This window comes from Streptococcus sp. HMSC076C08 (genome assembly GCF_001810825.1).
Taxonomy (GTDB): domain Bacteria; phylum Bacillota; class Bacilli; order Lactobacillales; family Streptococcaceae; genus Streptococcus.
This window is the reverse complement of sequence record NZ_KV802736.1, coordinates 262,140-280,091: the sequence shown is the minus strand read 5'-3', so window position 1 is coordinate 280,091 and position 17,952 is coordinate 262,140. Positions and strand designations below refer to the sequence as shown.

Sequence of the window (17,952 nt, the reverse complement as noted above, 5' to 3'; positions counted from 1 at the left end):
TGTGAATTCACTAGTAATTTTTGATGATTTTTTTGTGTATAAGATGTGAAATGAAGTGTGGATATGATAGAATAGAAGAATGAAAATAAAAATTGTAACAGTAGGAAAATTAAAAGAAAAATACCTTAAAGATGGAATTGCTGAATATACAAAACGAATTTCACGTTTTGCCAAATTAGAAATGATTGAGCTCACTGATGAGAAGACACCTGACAAAGCCAGTGAATTAGAAAATCAAAAAATCTTGGAAACAGAAGGTGAAAGAATTCTTTCTAAGATTGGAGAAAGAGACTTTGTCATTGTACTAGCCATTGAAGGAAAAACACTCTCCTCAGAGGAATTGAGTAAGCAACTAGAGCAAGCTTCTATAAAAGGATACTCAACGCTTACTTTTATCATTGGAGGAAGTTTGGGTCTAGCTCCTGTTGTAAAAAATAGGGCCAATCTTTCTGTCAGTTTTGGACGTCTAACATTGCCACATCAGTTAATGAGATTGGTTTTAGTTGAACAAATTTACCGTGCTTTTACAATTCAACAGGGTTCTCCTTACCACAAATAGAAGATTGACTTAGCTCTTGTTTTTTGATAGAATGGTCATGTTAGGTCTCATAGCTCAGCTGGATAGAGCATTCGCCTTCTAAGCGAACGGTCGCAGGTTCGAATCCTGCTGGGATCAATTTTAGATGCGAAGCTGGGATTTATCCCAGCTTTTTTCTTAAAAAAGTGCGTTTCAGGTGCAAAAATGTACAGTTGGGAAGAATTTTTTCTTACAAGGTCTTCATTTTGTATAATAGGTGTGTAAGTTAACTTACAAGAAAAAATAATACAGGAGATTTCATTATGAAAAATACAGTAAAGTTGGAACAATTTAAAGAAGTAACAGAGGCAGAATTGCAGGAGATTCGAGGTGGAGATAAAAGACTACCTTACTTTTTTAAACATCTTTTTTCAAATAGGACAAAGTAGTAATATTATAGGGTGATAGGATGAGTTTATTAGGATTTGGAATAGTTATTCTTCATATTTTTATTTTAACAATAAGCTATGAATTAATTTGTAAAGTAACTAAAAAAGAAAGATATTTATTTATAGCTTGTATATTTGTATATCAGTCTGTAGCTGAATTTTTCTTTGACTTTATTTCATTAGCTGGGTTAGGGATTGAAAAGTTTATATTTCCTTTTATTCTATATACTTCTATAGTAGTTTTAAAGAAGTATGATAAGCATAAAGGAATGTTTATCAGTTTACTATTGTCTTTATTATATCATAGTACACATACTTTTTTATCAGTAACCCTATCCTCTATAACAGGTGATGCTTTTGTGATAGAACATGAAGTGATGTTTTATTTAGGAGTACTATTACTAACATATTTTATTATTAAAAAAATTATTACTTATTTCCATTTAGAACTTACTTATTTTGATAAAGATTATCTGTACCCTTTTTTAAAAAAAGTAATAGTTGCTTTCTTTGGTTTGCATATTTTATTGTTTATTTCAGATATAGTAAGTACAACTCATCATTTAAATAGCTTCGGAAGTATTTTATCAACCATTGTTTTTATTTGCTTGTTATTGATTTTCTTTGCAATGAATTCTCACAAGGTTCAAATTGAAAAAGAGATTGCTCTAAAACAAAAGAAATTTGAACAAAAGCATTTACAGACTTATACTGATGAAATTGTGGAGTTGTATAATGAAATTCGAGGTTTTCGTCATGACTATGCAGGGATGCTTGTTAGCATGCAAATGGCGATTGACAGTGGAGATTTACAAGAAATTAACAGGGTTTACAATGAAGTCTTAGTAAAAGCAAATCAGAAATTGAGGTCAGAAAAATATACTTACTTTGATTTAAATAATATAGAAGATTCTGCTTTACGAAGTTTAATTGCTCAATCGATTGTCTATGCACGAAAAAATGATGTAGAGTTTACATTGGAAGTAAAGGATATCATTACTAGACTGTCAATAGATTTACTTGATCTTGTTCGTATCATGAGCATTTTATTAAACAATGCTGTTGAAGGTGCTGCAGATAGTTATTTGAAACAAATGGAAGTTGCAGTCATTAAAATGGATTTTGAAACAGTTATAGTTATCCAGAATTCATGCAAAATCACTATGACGCCTTCAGAGGATTTATTTGCCTTAGGTTTCTCTACCAAGGGAAGAAATAGAGGTCTAGGACTTAATAATGTCAAGGAGATTTTAGATAAGTATGACAACATTATTTTAGAAACAGAGATGGAAGACAACACATTTAGACAAATTATTAGATTTAAGAGGGAATTCGAATGAAAGTATTAATTTTAGAAGATGTTATTGAACATCAAGTGAGACTAGAGAGAATATTGAATGAAATCTCAGAAGAATCGAATATTCCTATTTCATATAAGACAACAGGAAAAGTTCGTGAGTTTAAGGAATATATCGAAAATGATGAAGTAAACCAGCTTTATTTCCTAGATATCGATATTCATGGAATCGAGAAAAAAGGCTTTGAAGTGGCTCAATTTATCCGTCATCACAATCCTTATGCTATTATTGTCTTTATTACTAGTCGATCTGAATTTGCTACCTTAACGTACAAATACCAGGTATCAGCCCTAGATTTTGTTGATAAAGATATTAATGATGAATTGTTCAAAAAACGCATCGAGCAGAGTATTTTTTACACTAAGAGCATGCTGCTTGAAAACGAAGATGTTGTAGACTATTTTGATTACAACTATAAAGGAAATGATTTGAAAATTCCTTACCATGACATTTTGTATATCGAAACTACAGGAGTTTCTCATAAACTTCGGATTATTGGTAAGAATTTTGCAAAAGAATTCTATGGAACTATGACAGATATTCAGGAAAAGGACAAACATACCCAGCGATTTTATTGCTCCCATAAATCTTTCCTTGTCAATGTGGGAAATGTGAGAGAAATTGATCGAAAGAATTTAGAAGTTGTCTTTTATGAAGATCATCGTTGTCCAATTACTCGTTTAAAAGTCCGCAAACTAAAAGATATTCTAGAGAAAAAATCTAAAAAGTGATTGACAATTAGTAAGAAATTGATATAATGGTTATATCTGCTACAGATAGATGGTCCGTTGGTCAAGGGGTTAAGACACCGCCTTTTCACGGCGGTAACACGGGTTCGAATCCCGTACGGACTATTTTATCCGCCATAGCTCAGTTGGTAGTAGCGCATGACTGTTAATCATGATGTCGTAGGTTCGAGTCCTACTGGCGGAGTCAGATAAAAAGAACACCATTGGTGTTCTTTTTTTAGTTGACATCACCTAACATTTTCATAAGGAAGTCTGTCATTTCTTGCGGACTTTCTTTTTTTCCACGAGCAATCCAAGTCTGGCAAACACCAAATAGGGCATTTGTTAGATAAATACTACTGTATTCTAATTCAATTGGAGTGAGTTGTAGTTTCATAAAGCGTTTCTGAAGGTCGGTGCTAAGCATAATGTGAAGCTTATTTCTCAAGAAATTCTGGATTTCTTTTGTCCCATTTTCAGATAAGAGTGCAGCCAAGAGTGGCTCAGACTCTAAATATTCAAATACTTCTAAAATAGCATCTCTTTTGTGATGAGCATGTTTTTGGAAAATATACTCAAAGGTATGAAATAGCTTACTTTGGTAGAGTTCAATCATATCATACTTATCCTTGTAGTGAGTGTAAAAGCTGGAACGACTAATTCCGGCTTTTTCTGCTAACTTGACAGTAGAAATTTGATCAAAGGGCTGGTCCATCAATAATTGAACCATGGCATTTTCGATAATTCGTTTTGTTTTTAAACGTTTGTTACTTTCTTTCATAATTTCTCCTCGTACACAAAAATAGACTATATGTCTAAAAAAGTATTTTTTATCTTGTAATTTAGATTTTTTAATGTATAATCTATTATATCAAAAATTTAGACAATATGTGTAAAAAAGGAGGAAACATGTTTAAAGAATGGAAAGCAATATTTAAAAAACCGACCTTTATCATTGTAATGATAGGGATTTCTCTCATTCCAGCTTTATACAACATTATATTTTTATCGTCCATGTGGGATCCATATGGTCAAGTATCGGAGTTACCTGTGGCAGTTGTCAATAAAGATAAGGAAGCTTCTTATAATGGACAGACAATGACAATTGGTGATGACATGGTGTCTAATTTAAAAGAAAATAAGGCTTTAGATTTTCACTTTGTTAATGAAGAGGAAGGGGAAAAAGGACTAGAAGATGGTGACTACTACATGGTAGTGACTTTACCAAGTGATCTATCTGAAAAAGCTACTTCTATCCTAACGAATCATCCTGAACAGATGCAGATTGATTATCAGACGTCAAGTGGGCATAGCTTTATTGCAAGTAAGATGAGTGATTCTGCAATGACACAATTAAAACAAACCGTCTCTACTAATGTTACTGAAACGTACACTAAGGCTTTATTTCAAAAAATGAATGATTTGAAGTCTGGAATAAATAAGGCAGCTGAAGGAAGTGAACAATTAGCTAATGGAGCCGATCAGTTGGTGACGGGAAGTCAAACATTGACAACAAATCTTAATACTCTAGCTAACTCAAGTGTAACTTTTTCAAATGGAGCGGATCAATTTACAAAAGGCTTATCTAGCTATGTGTCTGCTATAGAGCAATTACATATTGGTTTAGGAACTTTTAATAGTGGTTTACAAAGTTATACAAATGCTGTCTCACAAGTTGACACTGGACTTGGTCAATTAGCTTCAAAAACTCCTGAGTTGGTGACAGGTGTAAATCAGCTAAATACAGGTATAAAGTCTTATACAGGTGGCGTTTCACAACTGGATACAGGTCTCAATCAATTTTCAGTTGGTGTAAATGCTTATACAAATAGTGTGAAAGAACTTTCTAACGGAACAAGTCAATTATCCAATCAATCAGATACACTAAGAGATGGAATGGAGCAATTAAATACTGGTATTAAAGAAATTTCAAGCCAATTAGAGTCCTCATCTCAACAAAATGAAGAAATAGCGCAATTGGCAACAAGCTTAGGAGAACTAAATAAAACACTACAAGCTCTTACAATATCAGATAATACTCAACTGAAAAGTACATTGTCAGAAGCTTTGCCAAATCTAACAACTCTTGCTCAGGATATTGTGACCAAAAGTCAGACAGAACAAGAGAAAACTCTTGCAAACCTTCAATCAACAGCTACTTATCAATCTCTTACAGAGGAACAAAAGAAAGAACTGACAGAAGCTATTTCTAAAAATTCTAATTCTACTATTGAGTCGGCAAAAACAATTTTAATGACAGTAGGAGGATTAAAAGAAAGTATAGAGAATTCAGAACAACAAGTATCTAATCTATCTGATGTGCAGACGAAAGCAAATCAACTCTTACCTGCAGCATCTAGCTCCTTGACAACATTGTCAAATGGATTTACAACATTACAAACTTCTGTAAATAATCAGTTAGTTCCTGGAAGTCAGTCAATTGAAAAAGGTGTTGTAAACTATACTAAAGGACTGGATACTATTTCTATTGGTGCTAATCAACTAAGTGAAAAGAATACAAGTTTAACAACTAGTCTAGATAAATTAGTTTCTGGATTAAGTAAGTTGACAGAAAATACATCAACCTTGACAGCTGGAGTAGATGCGTTAGCTGGAAAAGCTCCAGAATTAGTATCAGGTATAGAAAGTTTGTCATCTGGTTCTGCTCAATTGAACAATAAGAGCCCAGAGCTGATAGCAGGTCTTACTACATTACAATTTGGCTCTGGTCAATTAACAGATAAATCAACACAGTTACTTTCTGCAGCATCTCAACTAGGAAGTGGCGCTATGAAGATTGCAGATGGTGCTGGAAAACTAGCAGATGGTGGAACAACCTTAACCTCTAGTCTTGAAAATTTACAGACAGGAGTTGATTCATTAGGACAAGGATTAGGCAATGCTAATAATCAACTTAAATCAGCTTCGACAGAATCTAAAAATGCAGAAACATTATCTGAACCTCTAGTTCTCTCAAAAACAGACAATGACCAAGTCCCTGTAAATGGGATTGCTATGGCTCCTTATATGATATCAGTTGCTCTTTTTGTTGCTGCTATATCTACCAATATGATTTTTGCTAAGTTGCCTTCTGGACGTCATCCAGAGAGTCGTTGGGCTTGGTTGAAGTCTCGCTCTGAAATAAATGGGATTATAGCTGTCTTAGCAGGTGTTTTAGTTTATGGAGGTGTCCATCTTATTGGATTGACTGCGAACCATGAGATGAGGACCTTGATTCTAATTATAATCACAAGTTTAGCTTTCATGTCTATGGTGACAGCTTTAACAACTTGGAATAGCCGTATTGGAGCTTTCTTCTCTCTTATTTTACTTTTATTACAGTTAGCATCAAGTGCAGGGACCTATCCCCTTGCTTTGACAAATGATTTCTTCAAAGGTGTCAATCCTTGGTTACCAATGAGTTATTCTGTATCAGGCTTACGACAAACAATCTCTATGACAGGAAATATTCATCACCAAGTGATTTTCCTTATTATAACACTAGCTTTCTTTACTGCTTTAGGTATGCTAGCTTATCAACCTAAGAAAATGGAAGAAGATTAAAAAGATTGACCAATTCCTTGGTCAATCTTTTTCTGTCTTAGATAAATTTCGTCTGTGATTATAGATCCCAAAAAGAAGAAGGGCAGTTAGTGAGCAGGCTGCTCCAATAACAAAACCATTGGGGATAAAGGAAAGTGTAATGGTGCCTTTTCCTTTTGGAACATCAACTTTCATAAAACCAGTCTGAGCCTGCTTGATTTCAAGTTTTTTCCCATCTTGGTATGCAGACCAACCTTTGTCATAAGGAATAGTGAAGAAAATAGAGGTATCTTGTTTTACTTCATATGTAGCAAAGACTTTATTTTTAGAGGTGGATACTTCTACAGGTTGTTCTTTAATTTTTTGGATTGCTTCAGTAAGAGCCTGAGTATCTAAACGATAGAAGGTCGGTGATTCAAATGATACTTGAGAATTTCCAGGAAAACTAATACTGATATTGAAAGTTTTTTGTTCTTCAGTATAACCTAAATTAAAGAAATTAAATGCATTGTCAGTTGTAAAAGTCTTTTTTTCACCGTTGACAATGATGTCAACTTTCTTTTGTTTATCATTCGTAAAATGAAGATTTGAAAAAGAGAGATAGACTTGACTATTTTGAGGAACCTCAATTTGATAATCAATCTTTGCATCTTCATTCGCAGAACCTGTGATGCTCGTTAAACCATCTGAATTATCTGTTTTATCATATGCTATTTGGGAGAAGTAATCTAAGTTGAGATTAGCAAGCTGGTTTATAAATAAAGCCTGATTATCTAGAGTGTGATTGTTAAAGTTTACATCTGTGTAAATAGATTGAGTGGCAAAGGCAATGGGTAAAGAGAGTTGATTTTTATATAAGGTTAAATGATCCTTTTGATAAATCTCTTGAAAGCCATACTTATCAAGTGAAGTTTCAGAAATATTGTACTGGATTCCAAATAAACTGTCTGCTAAAAGACTGTTATTTACATAACGGAGATTGAGGTTGGTTCCAGAGGATTTGAATCCCAGTTTATCCAAACTAGTGCTAGCTGAGCGATTTCGTACAGACGAAAATTGAGAGATTCCATTGTAGTTAAATTTCATACTGTCATTTCCAGTCTGAATTTGCAGTTTTTCAGTACGTGTAAATGGATTGTCAATTTGGTTTAGAATGGATTCCATAGCGGTGATATCTCTATTATAGGCGCTACGAGAAGCAAAGGCCCATTCTTTAGCTATTCCTTCCATTTGAGATGAAGCATTTAAGCTTATCTCAACTGTTATAAATAAAGACAAAAGAATTGCAAATAGATTTATAGAGATAAATTTTCTAATGACTGCAAGAAGTAAAAGAGCATAAACTAGTAGAAATTCAAGAGTGAGCAGGATATTCAAATCAGTTAAAAAAGAATAGTGTGATTTAAAATAGACAGTAGCCAAAAATCCTGTTAGTACAAGAAAAAGTGAGACAAATAGATTCCATAGCTTCAGTTCTTTCAGACGATTTAATACTTCTGCTGCAGTATAAATTAACAGAGTGGAAAAAATCCAAGCATAGCGATGCAAAAACATATTTGGGGTATGCATCCCCTGCCAAAATAAATCAAGTGCTTCTATGTAAAAGCTTGTTATTAAAAAAGTAAAGAAAATTGCATAGGTAAGTTTCACGTGAAACTTTATGGATTTTATTGTGAAAAATAGAATGGTCAAAATAAAAGGAAGCAATCCAACAAAAATCATTGGTATAGATCCATATTTAGTTGTATCAAAAGATCCAATGAATTGTTTTGCAAAAATATCCAAATACCAGCTACTATCTGTCTTTAATTTTGTGATGGCAGTCAACTTCTCTCCATGAGTTTGTAAATCAAACAGTGTAGGAAGAGTCATAATCAAACTAGCCATTCCAGCTAAAAAGGAGGTAACAACAAAATCAAGAAAAGATGATTTTCGAGTTTTAAAGTCCCAAGAAATTTGGCAGAGATACCAGAAAATAAGAAACAATACTGTCATATACCCAAAATAATAATTTTGAATAAATAAGATTGACAAACTTGTAAAGTATAGTAGGCGCTTCTTTTGTGTTATAAGTAGGTATAAACCAGTTATAATTAAAGGAATCAAGATAAAAACATCTAACCAGGTTTTTATCTCTAACTGACTAACGGTAAAGCTCATTAGAGCATAGGAAGTAGATAAGGCAAGTTTTAAAAATTTTGGGATATCTTTAAATAATCTAGTCAAACTAAAGAAGGTTGACAGACCAATCAATCCAAATTTTAAGAGAGTGGTCAGATAGACAGCATCTGGCATATTCGACAGATTAAAAAAGTAAACCAGAGGTGAGAGAAAACTACCCAAGTAATAACTAGATAGAGCATAGAAATTCAGTCCGAGGCCACTTGTAAAGGTGTAAAACAAACTACCATTTCCATGTAAAATATTTCGTAAAGCCACATCAAAAATAACGTATTGATGGAAACCGTCTCCTAATAGTGGAGATGCATCGCTATTCCAGTAGATACCTTGAGTTAGGTATACTCCAGTCATAATTACTAAAGGAATGATGAAAGAAACAAAATAGGTCCAATATGTTTTAAAAAATGATTTCATGTTACCTCGTAGAATGATAGAAAACTCAGTTGGTTACCCCAACTGAGTTTTGAAGTCTAATTTAATCTTTCCAAAGTTCTTTAACTTTTGCTTGTACTTCTGCATTTTCTAGGAATTCATCGTAGGTTTCATCAATACGATCAATGACGCCATTCTTAGACAAAACAATGATATGGTTTGCCAAAGTTTGGATAAACTCGTGGTCATGACTGGCAAAGATGATTGATTCTTTAAAGTTTTTCAATCCATCGTTCAAGCTTGAGATAGATTCCAAGTCCAAGTGATTTGTTGGATCATCAAGTACAAGGACATTTGATTTCAAGAGCATGAGTTTTGAAAGCATGACACGTACTTTTTCTCCCCCTGACAAGACGTTTACAGTTTTGTTAACCTCATCTCCAGAAAAGAGCATACGACCAAGGAAACCACGTAGGAAGGTATTGTCATCTTCTTCTTTACTTGCAAATTGACGCAGCCAGTCAAGGATTGACTCTCCTCCTGCAAAATCAGCCGAGTTGTCTTTTGGCAAGTAAGAACGGCTAGTAGTAACTCCCCACTTGACAGTTCCTTCATAGTCGATGTCACCCATAATTGCACGAATTAATGCAGTCGTTTGGATGTCATTTTGTCCAATAAGAGCTGTCTTATCACCTGGACGCAAGATGAAACTAATATTGTCTAGGATAGTTTCGCCATCAATCTTTACAGTTAGATTTTCTACTGTCAAGAGATCATTACCAATCTCACGTTCTGCTTTAAAGTTGATAAATGGGTATTTACGACTAGAAGGAACAATCTCTTCTAATTCAATCTTGTCAAGCATTTTTTTACGAGACGTTGCTTGTCTTGACTTAGAAGCGTTGGCAGAGAAGCGAGCAACGAATTCTTGCAATTGCTTAATTTTTTCTTCTGCCTTGGCATTACGGTCTGCTAGCAATTTAGCAGCAAGCTCAGAAGATTCCTTCCAAAAGTCGTAGTTTCCGACATAGAGTTTGATTTTTCCAAAGTCAAGGTCGGCCATATGAGTACATACTTTGTTTAAGAAGTGACGGTCATGGGATACAACGATAACGGTGTTATCAAAGTCAATCAAGAAGTCTTCTAGCCAAGTAATCGATTGGATATCTAAACCATTGGTTGGCTCGTCCAAAAGAAGAACATCAGGTTTACCAAATAAGGCTTTAGCAAGGAGAACCTTCACTTTTTCACCATTAGACAATTCGCTCATGTTTTGATAGTGCAATTCTTCTGGAATGTTTAGGTTTTGAAGTAATTGAGATGCTTCACTTTCTGATTCCCAACCTCCAAGTTCAGCAAATTCACCTTCAAGTTCAGCTGCACGAACACCATCTTCATCGGAAAAATCTTCCTTCATGTAAATGGCATCTTTTTCTTTCATGATGTTGTAAAGTTTTTCATTTCCCATAATGACGACATCAATAACTCGCTCATCTTCATAGTCAAAATGATTTTGACGGAGAACAGAGAGACGTTCATCTGGACCAAGAGAGATGTGACCAGTTGTTGGCTCGATATCACCAGCTAAGATTTTTAAGAATGTAGACTTCCCAGCACCATTAGCACCAATTAATCCGTATGTATTTCCTTCTGTAAATTTGATATTGACATCATCAAAAAGTTTGCGATCACTAAAACGTAGTGAAACATCAGATACTGTAAGCAATGTTTTTCTCCTATAATATGTAATATATTTATTCTACTAGAAAAGAGAGAAATATTCAAATTTTTGTTTGTCAATTTTGTGTCAATTAAGTTTACAGGTTTATTTACAATGAGTTAGTTGTTTGATTTTAATAATTTTCTGTTATTTTAACAAAAAAATGCTATAATTGAAGAGACCATTTCGAAGGAGAAAAAAATGACAAAACCCATTATTTTAACAGGAGATCGCCCAACAGGAAAACTGCATATTGGACATTATGTTGGGAGCCTTAGAAACAGAGTATTACTTCAGGAAGAAGACAAGTATGAGATGTTTGTTTTTTTGGCGGACCAACAAGCATTGACAGATCACGCCAAAGATCCTCAAACGATTGTAGAATCGATTGGGAATGTTGCCTTAGATTACCTAGCAGTTGGATTAGATCCAAGTAAGTCAACTATCTTTATTCAAAGCCAAATCCCAGAGTTGGCTGAACTATCTATGTACTATATGAATTTGGTGTCACTAGCTCGTTTGGAACGAAATCCGACAGTAAAAACAGAGATTGCTCAAAAAGGGTTTGGAGAAAGTATTCCGACAGGATTTTTGGTTTATCCGATTGCGCAAGCAGCAGATATTACTGCCTTCAAGGCTAATTATGTTCCTGTTGGGACAGATCAGAAACCAATGATTGAGCAGACTCGCGAGATTGTTCGTTCTTTTAACAACGCATATAACTGTGATGTCTTGGTGGAACCGGAAGGTATTTATCCAGAAAATGAGAGAGCAGGACGTTTGCCTGGTTTAGATGGAAATGCTAAAATGTCTAAATCCCTTAATAATGGTATTTATCTAGCTGATGATGCGGATACGTTGCGTAAAAAAGTCATGAGCATGTATACTGATCCAGACCATATTCGGGTTGAGGATCCAGGTAAGATTGAAGGAAATATGGTTTTCCATTATCTAGATGTGTTTGGTCGTCCAGAAGATGCTCAAGACATTGCAGATATGAAAGAACATTATCAACGTGGTGGTCTTGGTGATGTGAAGACGAAACGTTATCTACTTGAAATATTAGAACGGGAACTTGGCCCTATTCGTGAGCGCCGTATCGAATTTGCTAAGGATATGGGAGAAGTGTACAATATGCTTCAAAAAGGTAGTGAGAAAGCGCGTGAGGTTGCGGGGCAAACTCTATCTGAAGTTAAGGGAGCAATGGGACTAAATTATTTTAAATAATAGATAAAATATGAATCGTAAAACTATCTCTTCCATAGGATCACAGGGATAGTTTTTTTATGATTTCTACCATAAATATAATTGACAAATTTTCATAGAATGGTATGATAGATACAATACAAAAAGAGTCAAGCTCAAAAAGAAAGAAAAGAGGAAACTTCAATGTCTAATTGGGATACTAAATTTTTAAAAAAAGGTTTTACCTTTGATGATGTATTGCTAATTCCAGCAGAAAGTCATGTGTTGCCTAATGATGCAGATTTAACAACAAAATTGGCAGATAATCTGACTTTAAATATCCCAATTATAACAGCCGCCATGGATACAGTCACAGAAAGTCAAATGGCTATTGCTATTGCTCGTGCGGGTGGTCTTGGAGTAATCCATAAAAATATGTCTATTGCGCAACAGGCAGATGAAGTTCGTAAGGTAAAACGTTCTGAAAATGGTGTTATTATTGATCCATTCTTCTTGACTCCAGAACACACGATTGCTGAAGCAGATGAACTGATGGGACGTTACCGTATCAGTGGTGTTCCAGTTGTGGAGACACTTGAAAATCGTAAATTGGTTGGTATTCTAACAAACCGAGATCTTCGCTTTATTTCAGATTACAATCAACCAATCTCAAACCATATGACCAGTGAAAATCTTGTCACTGCCCCTGTTGGTACAGATCTTGCAACAGCTGAACATATTCTTCAAGAACACCGTATTGAAAAACTTCCTTTGGTTGACGAAGAAGGCCGTCTTTCTGGCTTGATTACTATTAAGGATATTGAAAAAGTTATTGAGTTTCCAAATGCTGCCAAAGATGAATTTGGTCGTCTTCTAGTTGCTGGTGCGGTGGGTGTCACTTCAGATACATTTGAACGTGCAGAGGCTCTCTTTGAAGCAGGGGCTGACGCAATTGTTATTGATACTGCACATGGTCACTCTGCTGGGGTTCTACGTAAAATTGCTGAAATTCGTGCTCACTTCCCAGATCGCACTTTGATTGCTGGTAATATTGCAACTGCAGAAGGTGCGCGTGCTCTTTATGATGCGGGTGTGGATGTTGTCAAAGTAGGGATTGGACCAGGTTCTATCTGTACTACTCGTGTGATTGCAGGTGTGGGTGTCCCACAAGTGACAGCAATTTATGATGCGGCAGCAGTTGCGCGCGAATATGGTAAAACAATCATTGCTGATGGTGGAATCAAGTACTCTGGAGATATTGTAAAAGCCCTTGCTGCAGGTGGAAATGCAGTTATGCTTGGTTCAATGTTTGCTGGAACAGATGAAGCACCAGGTGAAACGGAAATCTTCCAAGGACGTAAGTTTAAGACTTACCGTGGTATGGGATCAATCGCTGCAATGAAGAAAGGTTCAAGTGACCGTTACTTCCAAGGTGCGGTCAATGAAGCAAACAAACTCGTTCCAGAAGGAATTGAAGGTCGTGTTGCCTATAAAGGCGCAGCAGCTGATATTGTCTTCCAAATGCTTGGTGGTATTCGCTCTGGTATGGGTTACTGTGGTGCAGCTAACCTTAAAGAACTACATGATAATGCACAATTTATTGAAATGTCTGGGGCTGGTCTAAAAGAAAGCCATCCTCATGATGTACAAATTACTAATGAAGCACCAAACTACTCCATGTAAGAAGTAAAAAAGAACTCCTGAAATCCAGGAGTTCTTTTTGTTTACATAGTTGTCAATTTTGATTTACAGAAATTTTACCATTTTGAATGTTGAAAATACTAAGGTTTTCTGGCAAGTTTTGTAAGTGGTCTAAACTTGTTGTTGTAATGAAGGTTTGGATAGATTGTGAAATGGTTTCTAGTAATTTTAGTTGCCGTGTATTGTCAAGTTCGCTCATAACATCATCAAGCAGTAGTATTGGAGACTCGTTGGTAATACTTTCCATTAGCTCAATTTCCGCCAGTTTTATAGAAAGAACAAGGCTACGATGTTGACCTTGGCTTCCAAAACTAGCATCCATACCATTGATATAAAAAGAAATATCATCTCGATGAGGGCCAACTCCAGTATTCTTTTTAAATAAGTCTCTGGATCTGCTTTTCTCCAAAGCAATTTTAAAAGAACGTGTTAGCTGTTCTTCATCAGTGAAGTTGACAGATGATTGATAAAATATTGACAACTCTTCTAATTTATTTGAAATTTCTAAGTGTTTTTTTTGACCAAATTTCTCTAAGTCTTTAATGAATTTTATCCGATGCTTTATAACGCGACAACCATACTCTACTAACTGATCATCTAAGACTGACAGAAATGTTTCGTCAATCTTCTGGCTGGATTTTAGGTAGGTATTTCTCTGCTTGAGTATATGGTTGTAGTTTGACAAGTCTGACAAGTAGATTGGTTTTATTTGTCCCAGTTCAATGTCTATAAACTTTCGACGGACAGAAGGCGCTCCTTTAATTAGCTGGAGATCTTCAGGTGCGAAGAGGACAACATTCATATGTCCGATGTAGTCTGATAGGCGAGCTTGTTTTAAGTGATTGACCTTGGTCACACGCCCTTTTGGTGTTAAATCAATTTCTAGAGGGATAGAGCTTGTTTTTTTCTGTAGCAAGCCAGAAAGATGGAGTTGCTCGTTATCAAAATGAATGAGATTTTTATCTGTACGAGTCCGATGACTACGTGTCAAGGCCAAGAAATAGATTGCTTCTAGAATATTGGTTTTTCCTTGTGCATTTTGACCTAGAAAGACATTTAATTTTGGATTGAAATCAATTTTTGCCTCTTTGTAGTTTCGAAAGGTTTTAATTGTTAAATGTTGGAGCCACATGGTTATCTTCCTGGAAAACGTGGAACTTGTTTGGTTTTAGGCGATGAAGAAGTTTTTTGTTTTTCTTTCTTGACACCTTTATTCATCTCTTTGACAAGTTTAGCAATTCGCTCTTTCTCAATCTTATCTGCTTGATACTCTTCTTGCTCTTTTAAACTTGGTTTTGTCAAGGTGATGTCAATCTTTAAATCAGGAATGTCAATCGTATCTCCAATACGGATTTTTTTCCCACGTCTACTTTCTAACTCGCCATTAAAGTAAACTTGATGATCTATTAAAAAGGATTTGATAGCACCACCGCTGTGTATAATTCCAATCTCTTTTAGGAGGGCTTGGAGTGTAATAAATTCTTCAAATAATTTGTATTCCATAATTCACCTCAATCTTTGGTATTATACCATATTTTCCTTGAAATAGCTGAAGGAAAGTTAGCTGAAATGAAAACGGTTTTACTCTTTAAAGCTATAAAGAGAACAAGAAAAATTTTGATTTTCGTGGTATAATAGAACTCTATATGTAAGGAGGTAAGGTATGGAATTAGTGCCTGGAATTTCAGCACATTTTGTTCAATCCAAAAAGTTTAAAACAAATAAGATCACCATTCGTTTTACTGCTCCCTTATCTCTTGAAACAATAGCAGGACGTATGTTGAGCGCGAGTATGTTGGAGACGGCAAATCAAGTTTACCCAACATCTCAAGTATTTCGCAGATACTTGGCAAGTTTATATGGAACAGATATTTCCACAAGTGCTTATCGTAGGGGACGGGCACATATTCTTGACTTAACGTTTACTTATGTGAGGGATGATTTTTTAAGTAAAAAGAATGTCTTGACTTCTCGAATTTTGGAATTGGTGAAACAGACTTTATTTGCTCCCTTAGCTCAAGATGGTGCTTTTGAGCCAGCCTTATTTGAAATTGAAAGAAAACAGTTATTGGCTAGTTTAGCTACTGATATGGATGATTCATTTTATTTTGCTCATAAGGAGTTGGATAGCTTGTTCTTCCATGATGAGCGTCTTCAATTGAGATACAGTGATTTACGAAATAGCATTTCAAATGAGTCTCCAGAAAGTAGCTACACGTGCTTTCAAAATGCTCTGAAGAATGATCGTATTGATTTCTTTTTCTTAGGTGATTTTAATGAAGTAGAAATCACAGAATCGCTGAAGTCATTACCCTTTACAGCTAGAGAGAACGACATCACTATCCAGTACCATCAATCTTATTCGAATGTCCTAAGAGAGGGAATGGTTCAGAGGAATGTTGGGCAATCCATTTTGGAAATGGGCTATCATTCTCCTATAAAATATGGTGATGATCAGCATCTGCCCATGCTTGTTATGAATGGTTTGTTGGGTGAATTTGCACATTCGAAACTTTTTACAAACGTTCGTGAAAATGCTGGAATAGCCTATACAGTCTCGAGTCAATTGGATTTGTTTAGTGGTCTGTTAAGGATGTATGCGGGTATTGATAGAGAAAATCGAAATCAGGCTAGAAAAATGATGAATCATCAATTGCTAGATCTGAAAAAGGGTAACTTTACAGATTTTGAGCTTGAACAAACCAAGGAGATGATTCGACGATCTTTGTTGATGGCTCAAGATAATCAACAGACCTTAGTTGAAAGAGTCTATTTGAATACTCTATTGGGGAAATCAAGCTTTGATATTGATCGATTGGTGGCAAAATTAGAGAGTGTTGATAAAGAAGCTGTATGTAAAGTTGCCAATAGTTTGAAGTTACAAGCGATTTACTTTATGGAAGGAGTAGAATGACAAAGGTTACTTTTGAAGAAAAATACTATCCTGCTGTAAAGGAAATAGTCTACAAAACACAATTGTCAAATGGATTGACAGTTTCTTTACTCCCTAAGCAAGATTTCAATGAGGTTTATGGATTTGTAACGGTTCAATTTGGTTCTGTAGATGCAACTTATACAAGCTTGGAAAAAGGTTTACGTCATCATCCAGCAGGAATTGCCCATTTTCTTGAACATAAATTGTTTGAAAGAGAAAATTCTGAGGATATAATGGCTGCTTTTACTCGATTAGGTGCGGACAGTAATGCCTTTACAAGCTTTACTAAGACCAGCTATCTTTTTTCAACAATTGACCATCTATTAGAGAATTTAGATTTGCTAGATGAGTTAGTTGGAGATGTTCATTTTACAGAAGAGTCTGTTTTGAGGGAACAGGCTATTATCCAGCAAGAACGAGAAATGTATCAAGACGATCCAGACTCACGCTTGTTTTTTGCAACATTAGCCAACCTTTATCCTGATACTCCTTTAGCAACAGATATTGTTGGAAGTGAAAAATCAATTTCTGAGATTCAAGTTTCAAATTTAAAAGAGAATTTTACAGAGTTTTACAAACCTGTCAACATGTCACTGTTTTTAGTTGGAAATATTGATGTAAAAGTTGTTGAGGAATACTTTTCGAAAAAGGGAAAGGAAGGTTCAAACCAGTTTACGGTTTCAAAAGAGCAACTACCCTTGCAGCCTGTGAAGCAAACAGATAGTCTTCGGATGGAAGTTTCTTCACCCAAACTTGCTGTTGCGATTAGAGGTAATGGGCAAATAACAGAAGCTGAGTCTTATCGTTACAATATTTTATTGAAATTACTATTTACGATGATGTTTGGTTGGACTTCTGATCGTTTTCAAAGGTTATATGAGTCTGGGAAGTTAGACGCGTCATTGTCACTTGAGGTTGAAGTCAATAGTCGCTTTCATTTTGTGATATTGACAATGGATACCAAAGAGCCTGTTTCTCTGTCGCATCAATTTCGGAAAGCGATTCGTCAGTTTAGTAGTGATACGGATATTACAGAGGAACATTTAGATCTTGTTAAGAGTGAGATGTTTGGGGAGTTTTTCAGTAGCATGAACTCTTTGGAATTTATTGCAACTCAATACGATCCGATGGATCGCGGAGAAACAATTTTTGATTTTCCGAAAATTTTACAGGAAATTACTTTGGAGGATGTTCTAGAAGCTGGACATCGTTTGATTGATAATGGTGATCTAGTTGATTTTACAATCTTTCCAGCTTAAAAGA

The 17,952-nt window shown here is 35.2% G+C and carries 14 protein-coding genes and 3 tRNA genes; 12 read left to right on the top strand and 5 right to left on the bottom strand.

Annotation, left to right across the window (positions count from 1 at the left end; genetic code table 11):
* Positions 1-79 precede the first annotated feature (79 nt).
* The 7 genes from rlmH to HMPREF2766_RS09640 all read left to right on the top strand — a co-directional run bounded on the left by rlmH (position 80) and on the right by HMPREF2766_RS09640 (position 3,257).
* Positions 80-559, top strand: a complete 480-nt coding sequence (rlmH, locus tag HMPREF2766_RS09670) for a 23S rRNA (pseudouridine(1915)-N(3))-methyltransferase RlmH (protein WP_070569604.1) — start codon at positions 80-82, stop codon at positions 557-559.
* Between the two features lie 43 nt (positions 560-602).
* Positions 603-676 (top strand) — tRNA-Arg (locus HMPREF2766_RS09665).
* 164 nt (positions 677-840) lie between these two features.
* Positions 841-966, top strand: coding sequence for a competence-stimulating peptide ComC (gene comC, locus HMPREF2766_RS09660; RefSeq protein ID WP_008282505.1), 126 nt, complete (start codon positions 841-843; stop codon positions 964-966).
* A gap of 20 nt (positions 967-986) precedes the next feature.
* The gene (comD, locus tag HMPREF2766_RS09655) at positions 987-2,306 is read left to right on the top strand and encodes a competence system sensor histidine kinase ComD (RefSeq protein WP_000054555.1); all 1,320 of its coding nucleotides are present in this window, start codon (positions 987-989) and stop codon (positions 2,304-2,306) included.
* Entirely contained in the window at positions 2,303-3,055 is a 753-nt protein-coding gene (gene comE / locus HMPREF2766_RS09650) for a competence system response regulator transcription factor ComE (protein ID WP_000866079.1), read from the top strand. The genes comD and comE overlap by 4 nt, the downstream gene beginning before the upstream one ends.
* Positions 3,056-3,106: 51 nt before the next feature.
* Positions 3,107-3,178: transfer RNA gene (locus tag HMPREF2766_RS09645), tRNA-Glu, on the top strand.
* Between the two features lie 5 nt (positions 3,179-3,183).
* Positions 3,184-3,257 (top strand) — tRNA-Asn (locus HMPREF2766_RS09640).
* A 33-nt stretch (positions 3,258-3,290) separates the two neighbouring features.
* Here the strand turns inward: HMPREF2766_RS09640 and HMPREF2766_RS09635 are convergent.
* Positions 3,291-3,833, bottom strand: coding sequence for a TetR/AcrR family transcriptional regulator (locus HMPREF2766_RS09635; RefSeq protein WP_070569601.1), 543 nt, complete (start codon positions 3,831-3,833; stop codon positions 3,291-3,293).
* Between the two features lie 128 nt (positions 3,834-3,961).
* Here HMPREF2766_RS09635 and HMPREF2766_RS09630 point away from each other — a divergent pair, with 128 nt between their 5' ends.
* Positions 3,962-6,616: a YhgE/Pip domain-containing protein gene (locus tag HMPREF2766_RS09630; RefSeq protein ID WP_070569599.1), complete on the top strand. Its 2,655-nt coding sequence runs from the start codon at positions 3,962-3,964 to the stop codon at positions 6,614-6,616.
* 21 nt (positions 6,617-6,637) lie between these two features.
* Here the strand turns inward: HMPREF2766_RS09630 and HMPREF2766_RS09625 are convergent, their stop codons facing one another.
* Positions 6,638-9,190 (bottom strand): YfhO family protein, encoded by a 2,553-nt coding sequence (locus HMPREF2766_RS09625; protein ID WP_070569597.1) that lies wholly within the window; start codon positions 9,188-9,190, stop codon positions 6,638-6,640.
* 61 nt (positions 9,191-9,251) lie between these two features.
* Positions 9,252-10,874 carry an ATP-binding cassette domain-containing protein gene (locus tag HMPREF2766_RS09620; protein WP_000958796.1) on the bottom strand — a complete coding sequence of 541 codons (1,623 nt, stop codon included), beginning with the start codon at positions 10,872-10,874 and terminating at the stop codon, positions 9,252-9,254.
* A 195-nt stretch (positions 10,875-11,069) separates the two neighbouring features.
* Between HMPREF2766_RS09620 and trpS the strand changes: the two genes are divergently transcribed.
* Positions 11,070-12,095 carry a tryptophan--tRNA ligase gene (trpS, locus tag HMPREF2766_RS09615; RefSeq protein ID WP_000165481.1) on the top strand — a complete coding sequence of 342 codons (1,026 nt, stop codon included), beginning with the start codon at positions 11,070-11,072 and terminating at the stop codon, positions 12,093-12,095.
* A gap of 162 nt (positions 12,096-12,257) precedes the next feature.
* The gene (gene guaB / locus HMPREF2766_RS09610; protein ID WP_000073405.1) at positions 12,258-13,736 is read left to right on the top strand and encodes an IMP dehydrogenase; all 1,479 of its coding nucleotides are present in this window, start codon (positions 12,258-12,260) and stop codon (positions 13,734-13,736) included.
* Positions 13,737-13,788: 52 nt separating this feature from the next.
* On the opposite strand, the gene recF is transcribed toward guaB, so the two are convergent.
* Both recF and yaaA read right to left on the bottom strand, forming a co-directional pair.
* A complete protein-coding gene (recF, locus tag HMPREF2766_RS09605; RefSeq protein ID WP_070569593.1) occupies positions 13,789-14,886 on the bottom strand; it encodes a DNA replication/repair protein RecF in 1,098 nt (365 codons plus the stop codon).
* Positions 14,887-14,888: 2 nt separating this feature from the next.
* Positions 14,889-15,257 (bottom strand): S4 domain-containing protein YaaA, encoded by a 369-nt coding sequence (yaaA, locus tag HMPREF2766_RS09600; RefSeq protein ID WP_000455868.1) that lies wholly within the window; start codon positions 15,255-15,257, stop codon positions 14,889-14,891.
* Positions 15,258-15,417: 160 nt separating this feature from the next.
* Here yaaA and yfmF point away from each other — a divergent pair, with 160 nt between their 5' ends.
* Entirely contained in the window at positions 15,418-16,668 is a 1,251-nt protein-coding gene (yfmF, locus tag HMPREF2766_RS09595) for an EF-P 5-aminopentanol modification-associated protein YfmF (protein ID WP_070569589.1), read from the top strand.
* Positions 16,665-17,948, top strand: coding sequence for an EF-P 5-aminopentanol modification-associated protein YfmH (yfmH, locus tag HMPREF2766_RS09590; RefSeq protein WP_049484951.1), 1,284 nt, complete (start codon positions 16,665-16,667; stop codon positions 17,946-17,948). Before yfmF ends, yfmH begins: the two co-directional genes overlap by 4 nt.
* Positions 17,949-17,952 lie beyond the last annotated feature (4 nt).